Genomic DNA, 15,256 nt, shown 5'->3' on the forward strand with positions numbered 1-15,256 from the left:
GAGGTTGTCCACAGGCTCCCTCGGGTCGGGCCTTTGGCCAGTAATCTCAGCGCTCATGGAGCAGAGGCATCTCGGCCGCACCGGCCTGCGCGTGTCCCGGATCGGGCTCGGCACCCTGACCTGGGGCAGGGTGACGGATGAGCACGACGCCGCCGACCAGCTGAAGGCGTTCTGGGAGGCCGGTGGGACGCTGGTCGACACCGCCGATGTGTACGGGGGCGGGGACGCGGAGTATCTCCTCGGGCAGCTCGTCGAGCGGCTCGTGCCCCGGAGCGATCTCGTCATAGCGACCAAGGCGGGCGGCGTGCCCGATCCCGACCGGCGTTCCGACGGCTCGCGCGGTCATCTGCTCTCCGCGCTGGACGGCTCGCTGGAGCGCCTCGGGACGGACTATGTCGACCTGTGGCAGGTCCACGCCTTCGATCCGCTGACTCCGCTGGACGAGACCCTCCAGGCGCTGGACATCGCCGTGACCAGCGGCCGGGCGCGGTACGCGGGGGTGTCCAACTTCTGCGGCTGGCAGCTGGCCAAGGCCGCGACCTGGCAGTTGGCCTCCCCCGGGGTCCGTACGCGGCTGGCGAGCACCCAGATGGAATACTCCCTGCTCCAGCGGGGTGTGGAGCGCGAGGTCCTGCCCGCCGCGCTGGATCTGGGGGTCGGCCTGCTGCCCTCGTCGCCGCTGGGGCGCGGGGTGCTGACGGGCAAGTACCGCGGCGGCACCCCCGCGGATTCGCGGGGCGCGTCCGAACAGCTCGCGCCCTTCGTGGAGCCGTACCTCGACGACACGGCGAACGGCATCGTGGACGCGGTGACGACGGCGGCGGACGGGCTGGCGACGACGGCACTCCAGGTGGCCCTCGCGTGGGTGCGGGACCGGCCGGGCGTGGTCGCCCCGATCATCGGCGCGCGCAACGCGCAGCAGCTCACGGAGGCGTTGTCAGTGGAGGCGCTTACGCTTCCTGACGAGATCTGCCAGGCGCTCGACGATGTGTCGGCGCCCGTGCACCGCTATCCCGACCAGGACTGGAGCACGCTGTGACCGCGCCTTCCCCGGAGCCGACCCCCGAGCCCCCGGCCGAGACCTCCGCGCCCGCGGACGGAGCCGCCGACACGCGCGAGGGAGAGGCGGCTTCACGCGCTCCCGGAGCCGGTCCCGAGGGCACGGACGGCACGGACGGGACAGACGGCCCGTCGTCCGGCACGGACGACGGGCGGCGGTCCGAGGCCGGGACGGACGGCGCGGAGGCCGGGACAGGCGACGCGGACGGTGCGGAGGGCTCAGGCGACGCGGACGACGCGGGCGGAAACGCCGGGGAACTGTCCGAGGCCGAGGCCGAGATCGCCGCGCAGCGGGAGCTGCGGGCCAGGATCGAGCGGCGGAAGGCGGAGAAGGACCGGCCCATCGAGAGCGGGGGCAAGCTGAGCGGACAGGCCGCCGAGCTGCTCGCGGCCGTCCGCGCGGTGGAGAGCGGGGAGCGGGCGGGACAGGCGTTCCACGGCTCCCCCGCGCCGGCCGCGGCGAGGCGGGCGGCTCCCGCTCCGGCCCGGCCGGACGAGCCGTCACGGGCTCCGGCGGCGCGTCCGACGGCTCAGCCCGCTCCGCGCACGGCCGCGCCGGAGGCGGTCGCCGCCGTGCGGGCCGTACTCGCGGAGGGCGGCGCGCCCGATGCGCTCGCCGGGCAGGTCACGGACACGCTCGGGGAGCAGGCCGGTGGGCTGCTGCGTGAGGACCCCTGGCAGCTGCTGTCCGTGCCGGGCGTCCTCCCCGAGCAGGCCGACGGCTTCGCCCGCGCCCTGCTCGGCGGCGAGTGCGGTCCCGGGGACGAGCGGCGCACGACGGCCCTGATCACCTGGCAGCTGGAGCGCGCGGCCCTCCAGGGGCACACCGCGCTGGAGTCCTCCGCGGTCAGGGGAGCGCTGGCCGAGCGGTCGGTGCCCGACCCGGACGAGGCGCTCGCGCAGGCCGTCGCCGAGGGCGCGGTCCTGCTGCTTCAGGACGACACCGAGCCGCCGGAGGCAGAGGACCCCGAAGCGGCCGGCCGGGAGGAAGAGGGCGGGACCGCGCCACCGGAGGTCCCGGTGCTGCTGGGCCTCGACCGGTACGCACTCGCCGAGGAGAGCCTCGCGGACAGTCTGGCCCGGCTGGCGAAGTCCGGTGTCGACGACCGCTGGGAGGCCGCCGATCCCACCGATCTGGTCCGCGCCGTCACGGCGAGCGGCCTGGTGGCCCACACCGGCGGTGAGACGGCCCGTGCCGAACCGGTCGCGCTGGCCGAGGCCGCCGCCGTACTCGGACTGCGCGCGGTCGTCGCGGTCCACAGCGAGCAGGGCCGGGAGGCGCTGGATCCCGCCGCGGTCACCGTCTCCGGCCTCCTCTCCGGCGCGCAGGGGCCGGGCCGTGACGAGGACGGCGCGCTGGCCCTGGATCTGCTGGCCGTGCTGGACGCGCCGCGCCTGGACGTGGAGACCGCCGCGCTCCTGGCCGAGTCCATGCCGGACGGCAGCCGTCTGGTGCTCAGCGGCGACCCCGGCCAGCTGGGCTCGGCGGGCGCCGGCCGGGTCTTCGCCGATCTGCTGGCCGCGCGGGTGTGCCCGCTGGTCGTCTCCCGTACACCGGACCCCGGCCCGATCGGGGAGCTGGTCTCGGGCATCGGCATCGGCGAGCTGAACCAGGTGGAGGCGCCGGGCAGGGAGGTCGTCATCGTCCCGGTGCGGGACGCCGGGGAGGCCGTCCACCGTACGGTGCAGCTCGTCGCGGACTCGGTGCCCCGGGCAATCGGGATTCCGGCGGAGCAGACCCAGGTGATCACCGTGGGCCACGGCGGATCCGCGGGCACCCGCGCGCTGAACACGGCCCTCAAGGAGCGGCTGAACCCCGGCCCCGGTCGATTCGGCGGCTTCGACCCCGGCGACCGGATCACCTACGCCCCCGCCCTCGGCCGTACGCTGCCCGGCACGGTCGTCTCGGCGGACGCGGAGGGACTGCGGCTGGAGTGCTCGGGCGCCCCCGTGACGGTGCCGAAGGAGCGCGTCGGGACCGCGGTCCGCCACGGCTGGGCGATGACGGCCCACCAGGCCGCGGGAATGCGCTGGCCCGCCGCTGTCGTGGTGCTCCCCCAGGACGCCGCGCGGGGTCTGAGCCGCCCCTGGGTGTACACCGCGTTCGGCCGGGGCGAGCGCCACCTCTCCGTGGTGCACGGCGTGGACCAGGCGCTCCCGCGCGCCGTGGCGGACATCCCCTCCCAGGAGCGCACGACCCGGTTGCGCCCGCTCCTGGAGGGCCTGCTGGGGCCGGCCTCGTAACCGAACCCGGCCCTCGGCGCGGCGGACGTCGGCCGGGCGCACACGGAGCCACGGAGGCACACAGAGGCGTGCGATGGAGCGACGCGGGGGACGGCGCGGCGCGCGAAGGCCCCTGTCATCCCGGTCCTTCGACCGGGATGACAGGGGCCTGGGGCCTCGGGCCGAAGCGGCGGCCCGTCAGCGCCGGACGTGGTCGAGGTCGTCCAGTTCCTCGCCCAGGTCGTCCTCGTCGAAGACGGAGCTGACGTCGAAACGGCAGAGGACCCGCTGCGGGTCCGCCGCTTCGAAGGGCGCGCCGAGCCACTCGCCCGGATCCGGCACTTCGTCCGAGGCCGACACCCAGAGCGTGGAGTCGCCCTCCTCCAGGCCGAATTCCTTGTGCCGGGACGCGATTTCATCGGGTTCGTACTCCCCGAAGAGCACACCCAGGGCCGCGTGCACGCTCACGCCGACGCCCTCGGCGTCCCCGGATCCGTCGTCGGATTCGAGGGCGGCCACGCGCTGTGCCTGTGCGAGCAGCCGCTGCGGCTCGGTGACCGCGTAATCACGGCGGATGAGCACACTGAGGGCGTTCGGCGCCTCGGGTCCCGTATACGGCGGCAGCGGGTCGTCCGCTCCCGGGATCTCGAAGGGCGTGACCTCGTCATAGCGGTCGTAGAGCCGTTCGTCGTACGCCTCCGCCGCGACAGCCAGGGCGTTGAAGGCTTCGTAGACGGCCGGGTCGTCCTCTCCCGTGCGGTTCTCGACCGCCGCGAGGTGACGGTCCAGTGCGACTTTGACCGCCTCGGCGGCGGCACGTACCTCGGCAGCGGTGGGCTGCGCAGCATCAGACATAGTGCAGACGCTATCCGTACGAGGGCTCTGCCCGCACAATAGATGCGATGCCGGAATACGAATTTATCGACGTGTACGTCCCGCGCGGGATCTCCCGCAAGGAGGCGACCCGTCTGCTGACCGACCATGCCGAGTACGGACACTGGGAGTTGGACCGACTGAGTCTGCACCGGGACGGCAGCCGCAGAGTGCGGTTGCGCCGGCGCATCATCCGTCAGGTGCGCGCCACCTGGTGATCAGCGCGAAGAGGGCCCTGCCGTGGCGGGGCCCTCTCGGTTTTCCGTTGTCGCGCGGCATGGGGAACGCCGTGCGTCAGGCCGGGGCCGTACGGCGGCTCGCGTCCGCACGGCTGTACGTAACGGTCCGGTTCCGCACAGCACCGTGGCTGAGTGCGTCCGTACGGCTACGCGGCGGCGCGGGACCGTCGGTACAGGACGACCCCGCCCAGCAGCATGCCCGCTCCGACCGGGACGATCAGCCCCAGCGAGCCGGCGCCGGTGTGTGCGAGCTCCCCCATGTCGTCGGAGTCCGTGACGGCCTGCGCCACGGGGGCCTTCCCGTGGGAGGCCGGCTTGACGACCGGCTCGGCCTCGCGGGGCTTGCCGGGAGTACCCGGCTCCTCCGGGCTGCCCGGCTCCTCGGGCTCCTCGGGTGTCTCAGGCGTCTCGGGCGTCTGCGGCGGTGCGGCGTAATTGCCGCAGTCGTTGCCCATGGCCGGGTTGAGCAGGCCGACGACGTCGATGGTGTTGCCGCACACGTTCGCCGGCACGTCGACCGGGACCTGGATGAGGTTTCCGGAGCCCACGCCGGGAGAGTTGGACGTGCCGCCGCCCGCGTGGGAGCCGCCTCCGGTGTGTGTACCGGAACTCTGGGTCCCGGAGCCGGGGTTGCCCGTGCCCGGGTTGCCCGTGCCCGGGTTGCCCGTGCCCGGGTTGCCGGCGGCCGGACCGCCGGAGCCGGGGTGACCGGGGGCCGACTTGTTGGCGCACTTGTTGCCGAACGCCGGGTTGAGCAGACCCACCACGTTCACGGAGTTGCCGCACACGTTCACGGGAACGCTCACGGGTACCTGGATCGTGTTCCCGGACGCGACGCCCGGAGAATTCGACGCACCTCCGTATGCCCCGGAGTCCGCGTGGGCGTAGCTGCCGCCGAGGGCGAGAGCCCCGCCCGCCGCCGCCATGGTGATCAGGCCCTTACGAGTGACCTGTCGCATTGGTTGATTCCCCTTGCCTTCTTCGCCTCGTCAGGAAATTCTCCGGTCCCGTTCTGACGGGAGCGGGAACGCCGGGCGGTCCCGGGGTGCATGGCACGCACTCCGGGACCGCCCGGGTTCAAACCCAGACCCTCAGGGGTCGAGTCACGACATCAAGAGTTGATGCAGGCGTTGCCGAAGGTGGGGTTCAGGAGCCCGATCACGGAGACCGTGTTGCCGCACACGTTCACCGGCACGTGGATGGGCGCCTGAACAACGTTGCCCGAGAGCACACCGGGAGAGCCCACGGCGGCACCCTGAGCACCGGCGTCGGCCATGGCCACACCCGCACCGGCGAGCACCAGACCACCTGTGGCAGCCGCAGCAGCGACGACCTTCTTGATCATTATTCCTCCTTGTTGGCAATGCGATCCCAGCCGCGGACCGCATCACCTGTAACGAGGACGAGGCAATTGGGCTACGAGTCCGGTGTCCCTTTCACTCTTCTCAGTCAACAGCGCACACAAGGACGATTATTGGAGCTTCGTTTCAGCGCACGTTTCGGCGTGCCTCACCCGATCCGGTTCAGCACTGGTCGAGGAAGCGGTCAAGCACTCGTACCCCGAACTTCAGGCCGTCGACGGGAACGCGCTCGTCCACCCCGTGGAACATTCCCGCGAAGTCCAGCTCGGGCGGCAGCTTCAGCGGCGCGAAGCCGAAGCAGCGGATGCCGAGGTCGTCGAAGGACTTGGCGTCCGTGCCGCCGGAGAGCATGTACGGGACGGCACGGGCGATCGGGTCCTCGGCCTTCAGCGCGGTCTGCATGGCGTCCACGAGATCCCCGTCGAAACTGGTCTCCAGCGCCTTGTCGCCGTGCACGTCCTCGCGCCTGACCCTCGGGCCGAGGAGCCGGTCGAGGTCGGCCAGGAACTCCTCCTCGTACCCGGGCAGGAAACGCCCGTCGACGTGGGCGGTCGCCTGCCCCGGAATGACGTTGACCTTGTAGCCCGCGCCGAGCATCGTGGGCGCGGCGGAGTTGCGGAGGGTCGCGCCGACCATCTTGGCGATGCCGCCCAGCTTGGTGAGGGTCGCGTCCATGTCCTCCGGGTCGAGCGGGGTGCCGAGCGCGTCGGACAGCTCGTCGAGGAACGACCGTACGGTCTTGGTCACCCGCACCGGCCATGTGTGGCGGCCGAGGCGGCCGACGGCCTCGCACAGTTCGGTGATGGCGTTGTCGCCGTTGGTCATCGACCCGTGGCCGGCGGTGCCCTCCACGGTCAGCCGCATCCAGTGCATGCCCTTCTGTGCCGTCTCCACGAGGTAGAGCCGCAGATTCTCGTTCACGGTGAACGAGAAGCCGCCGACCTCTCCGATGGCCTCGGTGACGCCCTCGAAGAGATCGGGGTACCGGTCGACGAGATACCGCGCGCCGTACGTGCCGCCCGCCTCCTCGTCGGCGAGGAAGGCCAGCACCACGTCGCGCGGGGGCTTGCGGCCGGTGCGCAGCCTGTCCCGTACGACGGCGAGCGTCATCGCGTCCATGTCCTTCATGTCGACCGCGCCGCGGCCCCAGACACAGCCGTCGGCGATCTCGCCGGAGAACGGGTGGTGCGTCCAGTCGTCGGCGTTCGCCGGTACGACATCGGTGTGCCCGTGGATGAGCAGCGCGGGCCGGGAGGGGTCCTCGCCCTCGATCCGCGCCACGGTGGAGGCGCGCCCCGGGTGCGACTCGAAGATCTTCGGTTCGAGCCCGACCTCGGCGAGCTTCTCCGCGACGTACTCCGCCGCCGCGCGCTCCCCCGGTCCGGAGTGGTCGCCGTAGTTGCTGGTGTCGATCCGGATCAGCTCACGGCAGAGGTCGACGACCTCGTCCTCGCCCGAGACGGTACGGGCCGTGTTCGACTCGCTCACGCTGATTCCTCCCGCTGTCGCTGCTGCTGCTTCCCCCTTATCCTCCCGCGCCGGACCCCGGCCCCCAAGACAGCCCGCACGCCGACCTCGGCCCTGCCGGCGCCCGCGCTCCGGGCGGGCCGGAAGGGTGATCTGGCACAGCGGAATGTTTGCTATGGTTTCCCACGTCGCAACGGCCCAGGCCACGCGGCGGACACCCGGTCCGGGTGGCGGAATGGCAGACGCGCTAGCTTGAGGTGCTAGTGCCCTTTAACGGGCGTGGGGGTTCAAGTCCCCCCTCGGACACCAACAGAGACCCCAGTTCATCTGGGGTTTTTCTGTTTCTCGGGCTGTGGCGTGACCGACCACGTGACCAACAGCCGAGTGAATCTCCTGGTCAGGCCAGGGATGACAGGCCGAGGCGGCCCGCTCCGGAAGCGGCCGGCCGCCGCGCTCCGTCCTTACGTGAGTGCCCGTACCGGGCCATGGTGTAGCCCGGCGAGTGTTGCCGGACGTCGGCGGAGACCTCGACGGGGTTCTCCCCGGCCTCCAGGTCGTTCGTGACCTTGCTGTGCCACCAGTCGTGAATGCGGAAGTCCTCGGGCAGGTGGAGCCGGGTGCACAGGGTGCGCCACCGTGCCGACACCTTCTCGGGGTCCTACGGTCCGCCCGCCTCACCCCGGTACAGCTTGAAGCCGTCCCGGGCGAAGACAAGATCACTGTCCACCCATGCCGAGCCAAGCCGTTCCCGCTCCGCGTTCTGGCGTTCCCTCTGCCACTTCAGGACGCTCATCACGGACTGGTCCACGTAGATGACGGCGTTGTCGTCGCCGTCCTTGGTGAGCCGCTTCGCCCTCGTGCCGTCTCTGAAGGCGGAACTCACCGTGAAGACCCCGGCCGACCGCCACCCCGGTAGGCGATGGGTGCAGGGTGAGCCCGTGCCCGTGGTGGCCGAAGCCGTGACGGGCGCAGCGATACGACTGGGCTACGCCAGGTGCAGCACGGTCGGGCAGGAACTACAGAGCCAGTTGGACATGCTGGCCCGCGCCGACTGCACGCGGGTGTTCTCGGAGTAGATCAGTACCCGCGTGAAGGAGCGGCCGGAACTGGAGAAGGCCCTCACTCTCGCGCGGGAGTTCAAGGCAGCCGCACCGAATCAGCCCGTCATCCTCAGCGTGCAGGGCGTGTACGACCCGAACGGGGCGGGAGCCATCGTGTTCGCCGCCCTGGCCGTGGCCGCCGAGGTGGAGCGGGAAGGCATTCGGGAGAAGACATTGGAGGGGCTGGACACTGCGGCCCGCAAGGGCAACCACGGTGGACGCCCATCCGTCGTGGACGACGACAAGCTGGCCCTAGCCCGTGCCCGGCACGCCAAGGGAGAGAGCGTCACGGCCATTGCCAAGGCTCTGGGGATCTCTCGGGCCACCTTGTACCGGCACATCGGTGAGAGCGCCTGAGACAGGGGCACGGTCAGGCGCTCACCTCGGAGTGCACCGGGACGGGTGGGCGCACTCCGGTGAGCGCCTCTGCACGGGCCACGAGGTGGGGTGCAAGGTCGGGGTACCAGCCACGGGCTACGGCTTGCAGCATCTCGGCCAGGGCCGCGAGTTCCCCGATTCGGCCGGCGGGGGTGTCGAGGATCGGCGCGAACTCCTTGCGGATGTGGGCGGCTACGTCGGGCACAAGCAGGCTGTTGGCGTGGAGGAGCCCCGCGTCATAGCCGAAGGGCACCCGTCCCCACCGCTCCCAGTCCAGCAGGCACAGGGGTGCGGCCGTGAGGTTGCCCCAGTGCAGGTCACCGTGACCGGTCACCCGCTCCACCTTGGCGGGGGCAGGGATGCCGAGGAACTGGGGGAAGGCTTGTTCGATCCACCCGTCCCGCACGGTTGCCTTCACTCCTTCCGCTTCAGCGAGGAGGGCAAGGGCTTGGCGAAGGTCCGCCCACCACTCGTCAGGCAACCCCGGGTCGTGGTCGATGTCGGCCCGGTCCGGGGACACGATGGGTTGCGCGAGGTAGTCCAGGACTTCCGACTCGAAGGCCCACTCGCCGTCAGTCCAGTCATGCACCGTGTACAGGCGGGGGCGGGGCACGCCGTCAGGCACCAGCTCCGAGGCGCCGACGATGCCCTCCCCCGCCTTCCTGCCCGCGTTCCTCTTCGCCGTCCGGCTCACCCGTAGCCACCGGTCCCCCGCTCGGCGTCCGAGAGTGACACCGAGGAAGCCCCACGCCAGTGGCCCTGTGCAGGTGAGGCCCAGTGTCTTTGCCGCCCGGTCGTGGGCGGCCTCCATCAGGGCCTGCACCTTCTCATTCACCGGCGAGTTCATCCGTCACCCTCCTGAGTTCCTGGGCCGTCAGCGGCGCAGCCAGAGCCTTGGCCACATCGTCCCAGTGCTCGCGGGTGCTCGCGGAGGTGAGGACGACATCGAGGCCAGGGCACGAGCCAGCGGCCAGCAGGGCAGCGGCTGCGGCCGACAGGCCGGGCCGGATGAGGTTCACCAGTTCGGGAGTCATGGCGTCGAGGAGTTCGCCCCCGTGCAGGGGAGCGGAGCCGAACGTGATCAGCCCCGCGTCCTTCGCCTGCACCAGTGGTCCGCCGCCGTTCAGGGCCTGTGTGATCGGGGCATCCACGATCAGGCTGACGGGCATCTGCAAGGCCGTGAAGTTGTGCTCGGCGGAACCGGCCGCCTGCCGGGCGAGCAAGAGCAACTCGGGCACGCTGAGCGCTCGGGAGGTCAGGCCCGACCAGGTGGCGACGCCGTACCCGCCGATCCGGCCCGCATGGGCGAACTCTTCCAGCGCCGTGAAGGCTTCCCGCACATGGCCATGCAGAGCGGCACGGTCAAGGCCGTGCCCGTGGTGCTCGGGGTTGTGCACGAACACAAGGTCCACGCGCCCGAGCGCGGCCAAGGATCGCTCCGTCTGCCAGCGGACGAAGCCCCGTTCAAGGCTGTGCCTACCGGCCGCCTCTTCCCGGGTGAGCACGCCCTCAGTCAGGGCGGTGCGGCCTTGCTCCGCCGTGAAGAACCCTGTCTTCGTGGCTACTCGCACGGTGGGGTACTCCCCGAGAACCGGGCGCAGTTCCTCATGCGCCAGACCACGGGCGTAGTTCGGGGCCGTGTCCACCCAGGGACTACCGGCGGCCAGGGCGGTGCGTGCCGCCTGGCTGACGGCACGCACGCGGTATGTCCCCAGGCAGAGAGCGGCGGTCACAGTGCCGTCCCCACGACTGCGACGGCGTGGCCCTCGATGAGGACGGAGACCAGTTCGGCCACCTCCTTGACCTCCAGCCCGGCGGAGTCGGCCATCTCCCCGAACGTGGTGGGCTGGTTGGTCAGCAGCGTGCCCAGCGCGGGCGCGGCGGACTCGGCAAAGTCCCACGCCGTACCGGCCGCCGAGAAGGTGACCGTGCCCTCTGTGCGGTTCGGTGTCAGGCGGCCCCTCGGAGTGGTGAGCTTGACCGTGATCTCCCTCCGTGCGGGGAGGCCGTCCACGTAGGGCAGGGACGGCCTCGCGTGGCCCAGGTCCGTCGTGTCGATCGACTCTGCCCACCGCTCCACGAGGCGGGGGTCCGCCATCATGTCGGCCACTTCACGGCGTACGGCGTCGGTGAAGTCCGACTGTTCCGCCAGCGAGCCGTAGCGCGGGATGTCCCTGCGGAGCGCGAGGGACGCCCGGAGCTGGTCGACGACCCAGAGCATCAGGTCAGCGCCCGTGTGCGGGACCATCCCGAACGTGAGGTGAAGGGATTCTGACCCCTGGTCAGCGGTGACCGAGTGCCACCAGCCGCGCGGCAGGTAGAGCACGTCACCCGGGGACAGAACGAGGTCCGCCACCGGGTCGCCCTCCGGCTCCTCCGGCGACTCCACGTCCCGGAAGGTGGGCGCTTCACGGGTCATCCCCCACAGGCGCCACCGCTTCGAGCCGTGCAGTTGGACCACGACCACATCGTGGTCGTCCCAGTGCCGGCCGAAGCCCTCCCGCTCGGTCCACGAGGCGTACACGTTGGCCTGCACGGAAGTCCCGAGGAAGCGTTCCAGTCCTTCCGCAGCCGCCCCCACGGAGGGGTGGATCTTCTCCACCGCGTCCAGGACCAGCGACGCCCCGTCCCTGAGCTGGGCGTGGAAGTCGGACGGCTGGATGCGGGACCAGGTGACCGCTCGGCGGTTCGTGGTCGGGATCGCGTAGCGGTGGAGCGGGACCATCTCGCCGTCGACCGACAGGCGCAGCCGGGGCGGCTCCAGTCGCTGCGTGGCGATGATCCGGTTCAGGTCATCCCAGGAGAACATCCCTGCCGTGTCGGCGACCCCGGGGAAGTGTGCGTAGGAGCGGTGGTACGTCTGGGCGAGGAACTTGTCCCCGCCCAGACGCCCCGCCCACGAGGCTGCATCAAGCAACGTGGGCGCTCCCGTCAGTCGTTGCCGTCGGAACGGCCACTGCTGACGTCAGACTCCTGCTCGGCACGCGTACGAGCGGCCACGATCTTCCGCTTCGCGACGAGCAGTCCACCCCCCCTCGGGGGCGGCCGACATGGTGTTCTCTTCCGCCATCGGTCTTACCTCTCTCTTCTCGGGGACTCCCACCGGGATTCCGGCAGGAAGCAAAGGGACAGCGACGAGCGCGGCGGACGCCGACCTCGGCGACGACGGACGCTCTGTGCACCGAGGGCACCCGCACGGCGGGTACTTGGTCGGCGAACCCGAGATCACTGCGTTGCACGGGTCCACCTGCACCGTGCGCACCGGCCGTACGTCCGACCGCCGTCGTACGACACCCGGAGAGTCATGCGCCCGGTCGTCATGAGCGCACACCAGCGTCAGGGCCGAACCTCTGCCGGTACCCCAGCCGCTATCCCACGCCGTGGCGGACGCACTTTTCGTTTCGCTCGGTCGCTGCCATGGGGGAAAACAATGGCCTAGAAAGTGACGGCTGTGTAGTTCTTTCCCGCCATGGACTAAAGATCATGAACGGCAGGCGGCGGACCACTCTGCCAACAAGGCTCGCGCTTCGTCCCCGAAAAGCGCATAACCCTCCAGAGTGGAGAACAGTTCCAAGTGCATTTCGATGTCGCGTGGATCTCTCAGAATCACGACACCGGTGGTGTTCTCCACGGTGGCCAGGGTCTCGTCATAGATGGTGAAGGTGTCCATCGGTGCCATGGGCTTGTACCCCGCGATGGGGATGACGCCGATCTTCACGTTCGTAAGATGAGTCAGTGAGGCCAGCCGGTCAATTTGCATCGCCATCGCAGCCGGGGGCAGGAGTGGCCACCTCACAGCCTGCTCAGCAAGAATGAAAGTGAACCGCTTCTTCGTGTCGTAAAGAACCTCCTGCCGCTCCAGCTTCCTAGCGATCGTCTTTGTGACATCGGCCGGAGAATGGGCAAGGCTGGCCCGGATGTACTCAGGGGTGGACAGCAGTCCTGTGATCATTGAGAGCAGGAAGAAGCGGAACTCCTTGGACGAAGATTCAAGGGCGGCAAGTTCGGTCTGCTTCTTCTCCAAGCCCCTACGCCGCAGCGAGCGCAGGTCTTGCCATTCGGTGTTGGCCAGCCTCGTGAGGGCAATGACCTCCTCGATGACCTCGGGCGGAGCCACGACAGCCCGGAGGATTCTTTCGAGGTCCAGCAGGCTCGGTTGGGCTTTCCCATTCTCAATCCGACTGATCTTCGATTGGGACATGTTGCAACGCCGAGCGAGCCGGTCCCCAGTGAGGCCGGCTCGCTTGCGTAGTTCTTTCAGCAGGGTCGCCAGTTCCTGTTTCGGCTGCCCGAGCTGCTCAGGGTCGAACGTCACCCGCTGCTCACGTACTCCAGGAACGGCACGGATTCGGCAATGGCAATCCGCTTCCACTGCCGATACGGCTCGGGCTCACCCTCGTACAGTTCCCGGTTTATCTGCGTCCCGTCCGCCCGGTAGTTCATCAGGACCACCTTGGACTCATCGAACATCCAGAAATCCTGATCCGGAAGTCCCGGGTTCTCCCGGTCGGTGAGGTCGAAGATGCGGATATCCTCGCCCGCCTTCACGTGGTGCCGGTAATAATACTCGAACTCGAACCGAAGGTAGTCCGAGAGCGGGCGGGTCACAACATGGACCCTGCCGACGCTCTTTCCTTCCGAGGCCCATTGACGAACCTCGTCCATCCAGGCCGACGTGCAATCGTCGGGGGACTTCTCTCCGGCGAGGAAGCGCTTCAGCTTCTCCGCTTCCTGGGGCATGGTGTAGACGGGCAGTGTTTCCAGCCGCCATGCTTCCCGCTCCATGGAATCGAAGCAGTCATTCCACGCGTCACCATCCAAGTGCACGGATTGCCTCCCTGAGAACCGCTTCCGGGATTTCCACGAGCCCTTCCCCGGCGGGCGGGGTGAAGGCATCGGACACGTCGCCCTGCACCACGAACGATCCGGTAGCCGTGCGGTACACGTTCGGGCAGTCCTTCTCTCCGCACTCGCCGTTGCCGTTGCCCGTGAGCCTGGTGAGTGGCGAACGTTCGGACATGCCAAACCCCCTTGCCCTGGCCCCGTTTGGGCCGCCTGGCCAACGACAGTAGAGAGGGTGGCGCCACGCGTCTATGCGTGAACGCGACTATGCGTGTCCTTGCATAAACAGGTCTCCGAGCGCCCCAGCCCACCCCTTACGTGGTCACGCACGCGCCGATGCAGGCTAGGCGTAGCCCGTGGCACCGTCCGGGTAGCCTGACCAGGGACGGACTGCCTCGGAGGAGGGTCGGTCACGTGGCCAACGCATGACCAACAGGGGCCCGAGAGGGCCTGAAACAGCAGGAAAGAAGCGGAGAAGCGCCCGCCGAAATCAAGCCTGTCGACGAGTGTCTCCCCAGGTCAGAGCGGTTGTGGGCTGGTGCCCGAGTGGAGAGTTCAAGTCTCCCCTCGGACACCAGCAGAGACCCCAGTTCATCTGGGGTTTTTCTGTTTCTCGGGCTGTGGCGTGACCGACCACGTGATCAATGTCCCAGCGAATCCCCGAGTCGGACCAGGGGCGACAGGCCGGATCGGCCTGCTCGGGGGCGGCCGGTGGGGCGGTGGCGGGGCGCATACAGTCACGAGGGTGAGACGCAGACACAAGGCCCCGCCGTCCCCGCTGCCCCAGCGGGACGGGATCGATCCGGTGCGGATCCGGCTGCCCGAGGATCCCGGCGGTAGGTGGGCGACGGTGTACGACCATCTCGCCGGGCGGTACGGAGGCGAGCGGGCGGGGCGGCTTTTCGCGGAGGGGCGGATCGTCTCCGCCGATGGGCCGGTGGGTGCGGACGAGCCGTACGCGGCGGGGCGGTATCTCTGGTTCCACCGGGAGTTCGGGGCCGAGGAGCGCGTTCCCTTCGAGGTCGGGATCGTGTACCGGGACGAGCGGTTACTGATCGCGGACAAACCGCACTTCCTGGCGACGACGCCGCGCGGCCGGCACATCACGGAGACGGCGCAGGCGCGGCTGCGGAGGGATCTCGGAGTGCCGGCGCTCCAGCCCGCGCACCGGCTGGACCGGCTGACGGCGGGGCTGGTGCTCTTCGTCGTACGGGAAGAGGACAGGGGCGCGTACCAGTCGCTCTTCAGCGAGCGGCGGGTGCGCAAGGAGTACGAGGCGGTGGCGCCGTACGACCCCGGCGTGGCGCTTCCCCGGACGGTGCGCAGCCGGATCGTGAAGGAGCGCGGGGTGCCGGCGGCCTTCGAGGTGGCGGGCGAGCCGAACAGTGAGAGCCGGATCGAGCTGGTGGAGCACCGGGGCGGGCTCGGCCGGTACCGGCTGGTGCCCGCCACCGGGCGTACCCATCAGTTGAGGGTGCATATGAACGGGCTCGGGCTGCCGCTCCTGAACGATCCGCTGTTTCCGGTCGTGCGGGAGCGGGAGCCCGAGGGCGCCGTGGCTGAGGCTGGAGCCGAGTATTCCCGGCCGTTGCAACTGCTGGCGAAGGTGCTGGAGTTCACCGATCCGGTGACGGGCCGGCCGCACCGCTTCGAGAGCCGGCTACGGCTGGCGCTCTGGCCCGACTGAGCGCGCCGTAATCCGGGCCGGGCCCCG

The 15,256-nt window shown here is 69.9% G+C and carries 18 protein-coding genes and 1 tRNA gene; 7 read left to right on the forward strand and 12 right to left on the reverse strand.

The window, feature by feature from the left end; all coding sequences use genetic code 11:
• Positions 1-55 precede the first annotated feature (55 nt).
• Entirely contained in the window at positions 56-1,039 is a 984-nt protein-coding gene (locus ACWEFL_RS23045) for an aldo/keto reductase (RefSeq protein ID WP_451715692.1), read from the forward strand.
• Positions 1,036-3,303 carry a helix-hairpin-helix domain-containing protein gene (locus tag ACWEFL_RS23050; protein WP_451715695.1) on the forward strand — a complete coding sequence of 756 codons (2,268 nt, stop codon included), beginning with the start codon at positions 1,036-1,038 and terminating at the stop codon, positions 3,301-3,303. The genes ACWEFL_RS23045 and ACWEFL_RS23050 overlap by 4 nt, the downstream gene beginning before the upstream one ends.
• Before the next feature lie 177 nt (positions 3,304-3,480).
• Here ACWEFL_RS23050 and ACWEFL_RS23055 read toward each other — a convergent pair whose 3' ends face one another.
• Complete coding sequence (locus tag ACWEFL_RS23055) at positions 3,481-4,137, reverse strand: hypothetical protein (RefSeq protein WP_451715698.1); 657 nt, start codon at positions 4,135-4,137, stop codon at positions 3,481-3,483.
• Between the two features lie 47 nt (positions 4,138-4,184).
• Between ACWEFL_RS23055 and ACWEFL_RS23060 the strand changes: the two genes are divergently transcribed.
• Complete coding sequence (locus ACWEFL_RS23060; RefSeq protein ID WP_451715700.1) at positions 4,185-4,373, forward strand: DUF5703 family protein; 189 nt, start codon at positions 4,185-4,187, stop codon at positions 4,371-4,373.
• Positions 4,374-4,540: 167 nt separating this feature from the next.
• Here the strand turns inward: ACWEFL_RS23060 and ACWEFL_RS23065 are convergent, their stop codons facing one another.
• The 3 genes from ACWEFL_RS23065 to ACWEFL_RS23075 all read right to left on the reverse strand — a co-directional run bounded on the left by ACWEFL_RS23065 (position 4,541) and on the right by ACWEFL_RS23075 (position 7,243).
• Positions 4,541-5,353, reverse strand: coding sequence for a chaplin (locus ACWEFL_RS23065; RefSeq protein ID WP_451715703.1), 813 nt, complete (start codon positions 5,351-5,353; stop codon positions 4,541-4,543).
• Between the two features lie 152 nt (positions 5,354-5,505).
• Complete coding sequence (gene chpH / locus ACWEFL_RS23070; protein WP_451715706.1) at positions 5,506-5,739, reverse strand: chaplin ChpH; 234 nt, start codon at positions 5,737-5,739, stop codon at positions 5,506-5,508.
• A gap of 178 nt (positions 5,740-5,917) precedes the next feature.
• Positions 5,918-7,243, reverse strand: coding sequence for a M20/M25/M40 family metallo-hydrolase (locus ACWEFL_RS23075; RefSeq protein ID WP_451715708.1), 1,326 nt, complete (start codon positions 7,241-7,243; stop codon positions 5,918-5,920).
• 200 nt (positions 7,244-7,443) lie between these two features.
• Between ACWEFL_RS23075 and ACWEFL_RS23080 the strand changes: the two genes are divergently transcribed.
• Positions 7,444-7,531 (forward strand) — tRNA-Leu (locus ACWEFL_RS23080).
• Positions 7,532-7,619: 88 nt separating this feature from the next.
• On the opposite strand, the gene ACWEFL_RS23085 is transcribed toward ACWEFL_RS23080, so the two are convergent.
• Positions 7,620-7,868, reverse strand: coding sequence for a hypothetical protein (locus tag ACWEFL_RS23085; RefSeq protein WP_451715711.1), 249 nt, complete (start codon positions 7,866-7,868; stop codon positions 7,620-7,622).
• Between the two features lie 12 nt (positions 7,869-7,880).
• Positions 7,881-8,105 carry a hypothetical protein gene (locus ACWEFL_RS23090; RefSeq protein WP_451715713.1) on the reverse strand — a complete coding sequence of 75 codons (225 nt, stop codon included), beginning with the start codon at positions 8,103-8,105 and terminating at the stop codon, positions 7,881-7,883.
• Between the two features lies 1 nt (position 8,106).
• Between ACWEFL_RS23090 and ACWEFL_RS23095 the strand changes: the two genes are divergently transcribed.
• Together ACWEFL_RS23095 and ACWEFL_RS23100 are read left to right on the forward strand one after the other, a co-directional pair.
• Positions 8,107-8,298: a hypothetical protein gene (locus tag ACWEFL_RS23095; protein ID WP_451715714.1), complete on the forward strand. Its 192-nt coding sequence runs from the start codon at positions 8,107-8,109 to the stop codon at positions 8,296-8,298.
• Between the two features lie 12 nt (positions 8,299-8,310).
• Positions 8,311-8,679: a helix-turn-helix domain-containing protein gene (locus ACWEFL_RS23100; RefSeq protein ID WP_451715717.1), complete on the forward strand. Its 369-nt coding sequence runs from the start codon at positions 8,311-8,313 to the stop codon at positions 8,677-8,679.
• Between the two features lie 13 nt (positions 8,680-8,692).
• On the opposite strand, the gene ACWEFL_RS23105 is transcribed toward ACWEFL_RS23100, so the two are convergent.
• From ACWEFL_RS23105 to ACWEFL_RS23130, 6 genes are all read right to left on the reverse strand, one after another.
• The gene (locus ACWEFL_RS23105) at positions 8,693-9,547 is read right to left on the reverse strand and encodes a hypothetical protein (protein ID WP_451715719.1); all 855 of its coding nucleotides are present in this window, start codon (positions 9,545-9,547) and stop codon (positions 8,693-8,695) included.
• On the reverse strand, positions 9,528-10,400 hold the full coding sequence (locus ACWEFL_RS23110; RefSeq protein ID WP_451715722.1) for an aldo/keto reductase: 873 nt from the start codon (positions 10,398-10,400) through the stop codon (positions 9,528-9,530). Before ACWEFL_RS23110 ends, ACWEFL_RS23105 begins: the two co-directional genes overlap by 20 nt.
• 29 nt (positions 10,401-10,429) lie before the next feature.
• Positions 10,430-11,617, reverse strand: a complete 1,188-nt coding sequence (locus ACWEFL_RS23115) for a cupin domain-containing protein (protein WP_451715725.1) — start codon at positions 11,615-11,617, stop codon at positions 10,430-10,432.
• 564 nt (positions 11,618-12,181) lie between these two features.
• Positions 12,182-13,015 (reverse strand): helix-turn-helix domain-containing protein, encoded by an 834-nt coding sequence (locus ACWEFL_RS23120; protein ID WP_451715727.1) that lies wholly within the window; start codon positions 13,013-13,015, stop codon positions 12,182-12,184.
• A complete protein-coding gene (locus tag ACWEFL_RS23125; protein WP_451715730.1) occupies positions 13,012-13,527 on the reverse strand; it encodes a DUF6879 family protein in 516 nt (171 codons plus the stop codon). The genes ACWEFL_RS23120 and ACWEFL_RS23125 overlap by 4 nt, the downstream gene beginning before the upstream one ends.
• Positions 13,511-13,720, reverse strand: a complete 210-nt coding sequence (locus ACWEFL_RS23130) for a hypothetical protein (RefSeq protein WP_451715733.1) — start codon at positions 13,718-13,720, stop codon at positions 13,511-13,513. Before ACWEFL_RS23130 ends, ACWEFL_RS23125 begins: the two co-directional genes overlap by 17 nt.
• A gap of 567 nt (positions 13,721-14,287) precedes the next feature.
• Here ACWEFL_RS23130 and ACWEFL_RS23135 point away from each other — a divergent pair.
• A complete protein-coding gene (locus tag ACWEFL_RS23135; protein WP_451715735.1) occupies positions 14,288-15,229 on the forward strand; it encodes a pseudouridine synthase in 942 nt (313 codons plus the stop codon).
• Positions 15,230-15,256: the final 27 nt, after the last annotated feature.

It is taken from the genome of Streptomyces sp. NPDC004838, assembly GCF_053600955.1.

Excerpts from the sequence above, each read along its gene's own strand:
- chpH (WP_451715706.1), bottom strand. The coding sequence starts at position 5,739 with ATGATCAAGAAGGTCGTCGCTGCTGCGGCTGCCACAGGTGGTCTGGTG.
- ACWEFL_RS23060 (WP_451715700.1), top strand. The coding sequence starts at position 4,185 with ATGCCGGAATACGAATTTATCGACGTGTACGTCCCGCGCGGGATCTCC.
- ACWEFL_RS23105 (WP_451715719.1), bottom strand. The coding sequence starts at position 9,547 with ATGAACTCGCCGGTGAATGAGAAGGTGCAGGCCCTGATGGAGGCCGCC.
- ACWEFL_RS23045 (WP_451715692.1), top strand. The coding sequence starts at position 56 with ATGGAGCAGAGGCATCTCGGCCGCACCGGCCTGCGCGTGTCCCGGATC.
- ACWEFL_RS23055 (WP_451715698.1), bottom strand. The coding sequence starts at position 4,137 with ATGTCTGATGCTGCGCAGCCCACCGCTGCCGAGGTACGTGCCGCCGCC.
- ACWEFL_RS23130 (WP_451715733.1), bottom strand. The coding sequence starts at position 13,720 with ATGTCCGAACGTTCGCCACTCACCAGGCTCACGGGCAACGGCAACGGC.
- ACWEFL_RS23065 (WP_451715703.1), bottom strand. The coding sequence starts at position 5,353 with ATGCGACAGGTCACTCGTAAGGGCCTGATCACCATGGCGGCGGCGGGC.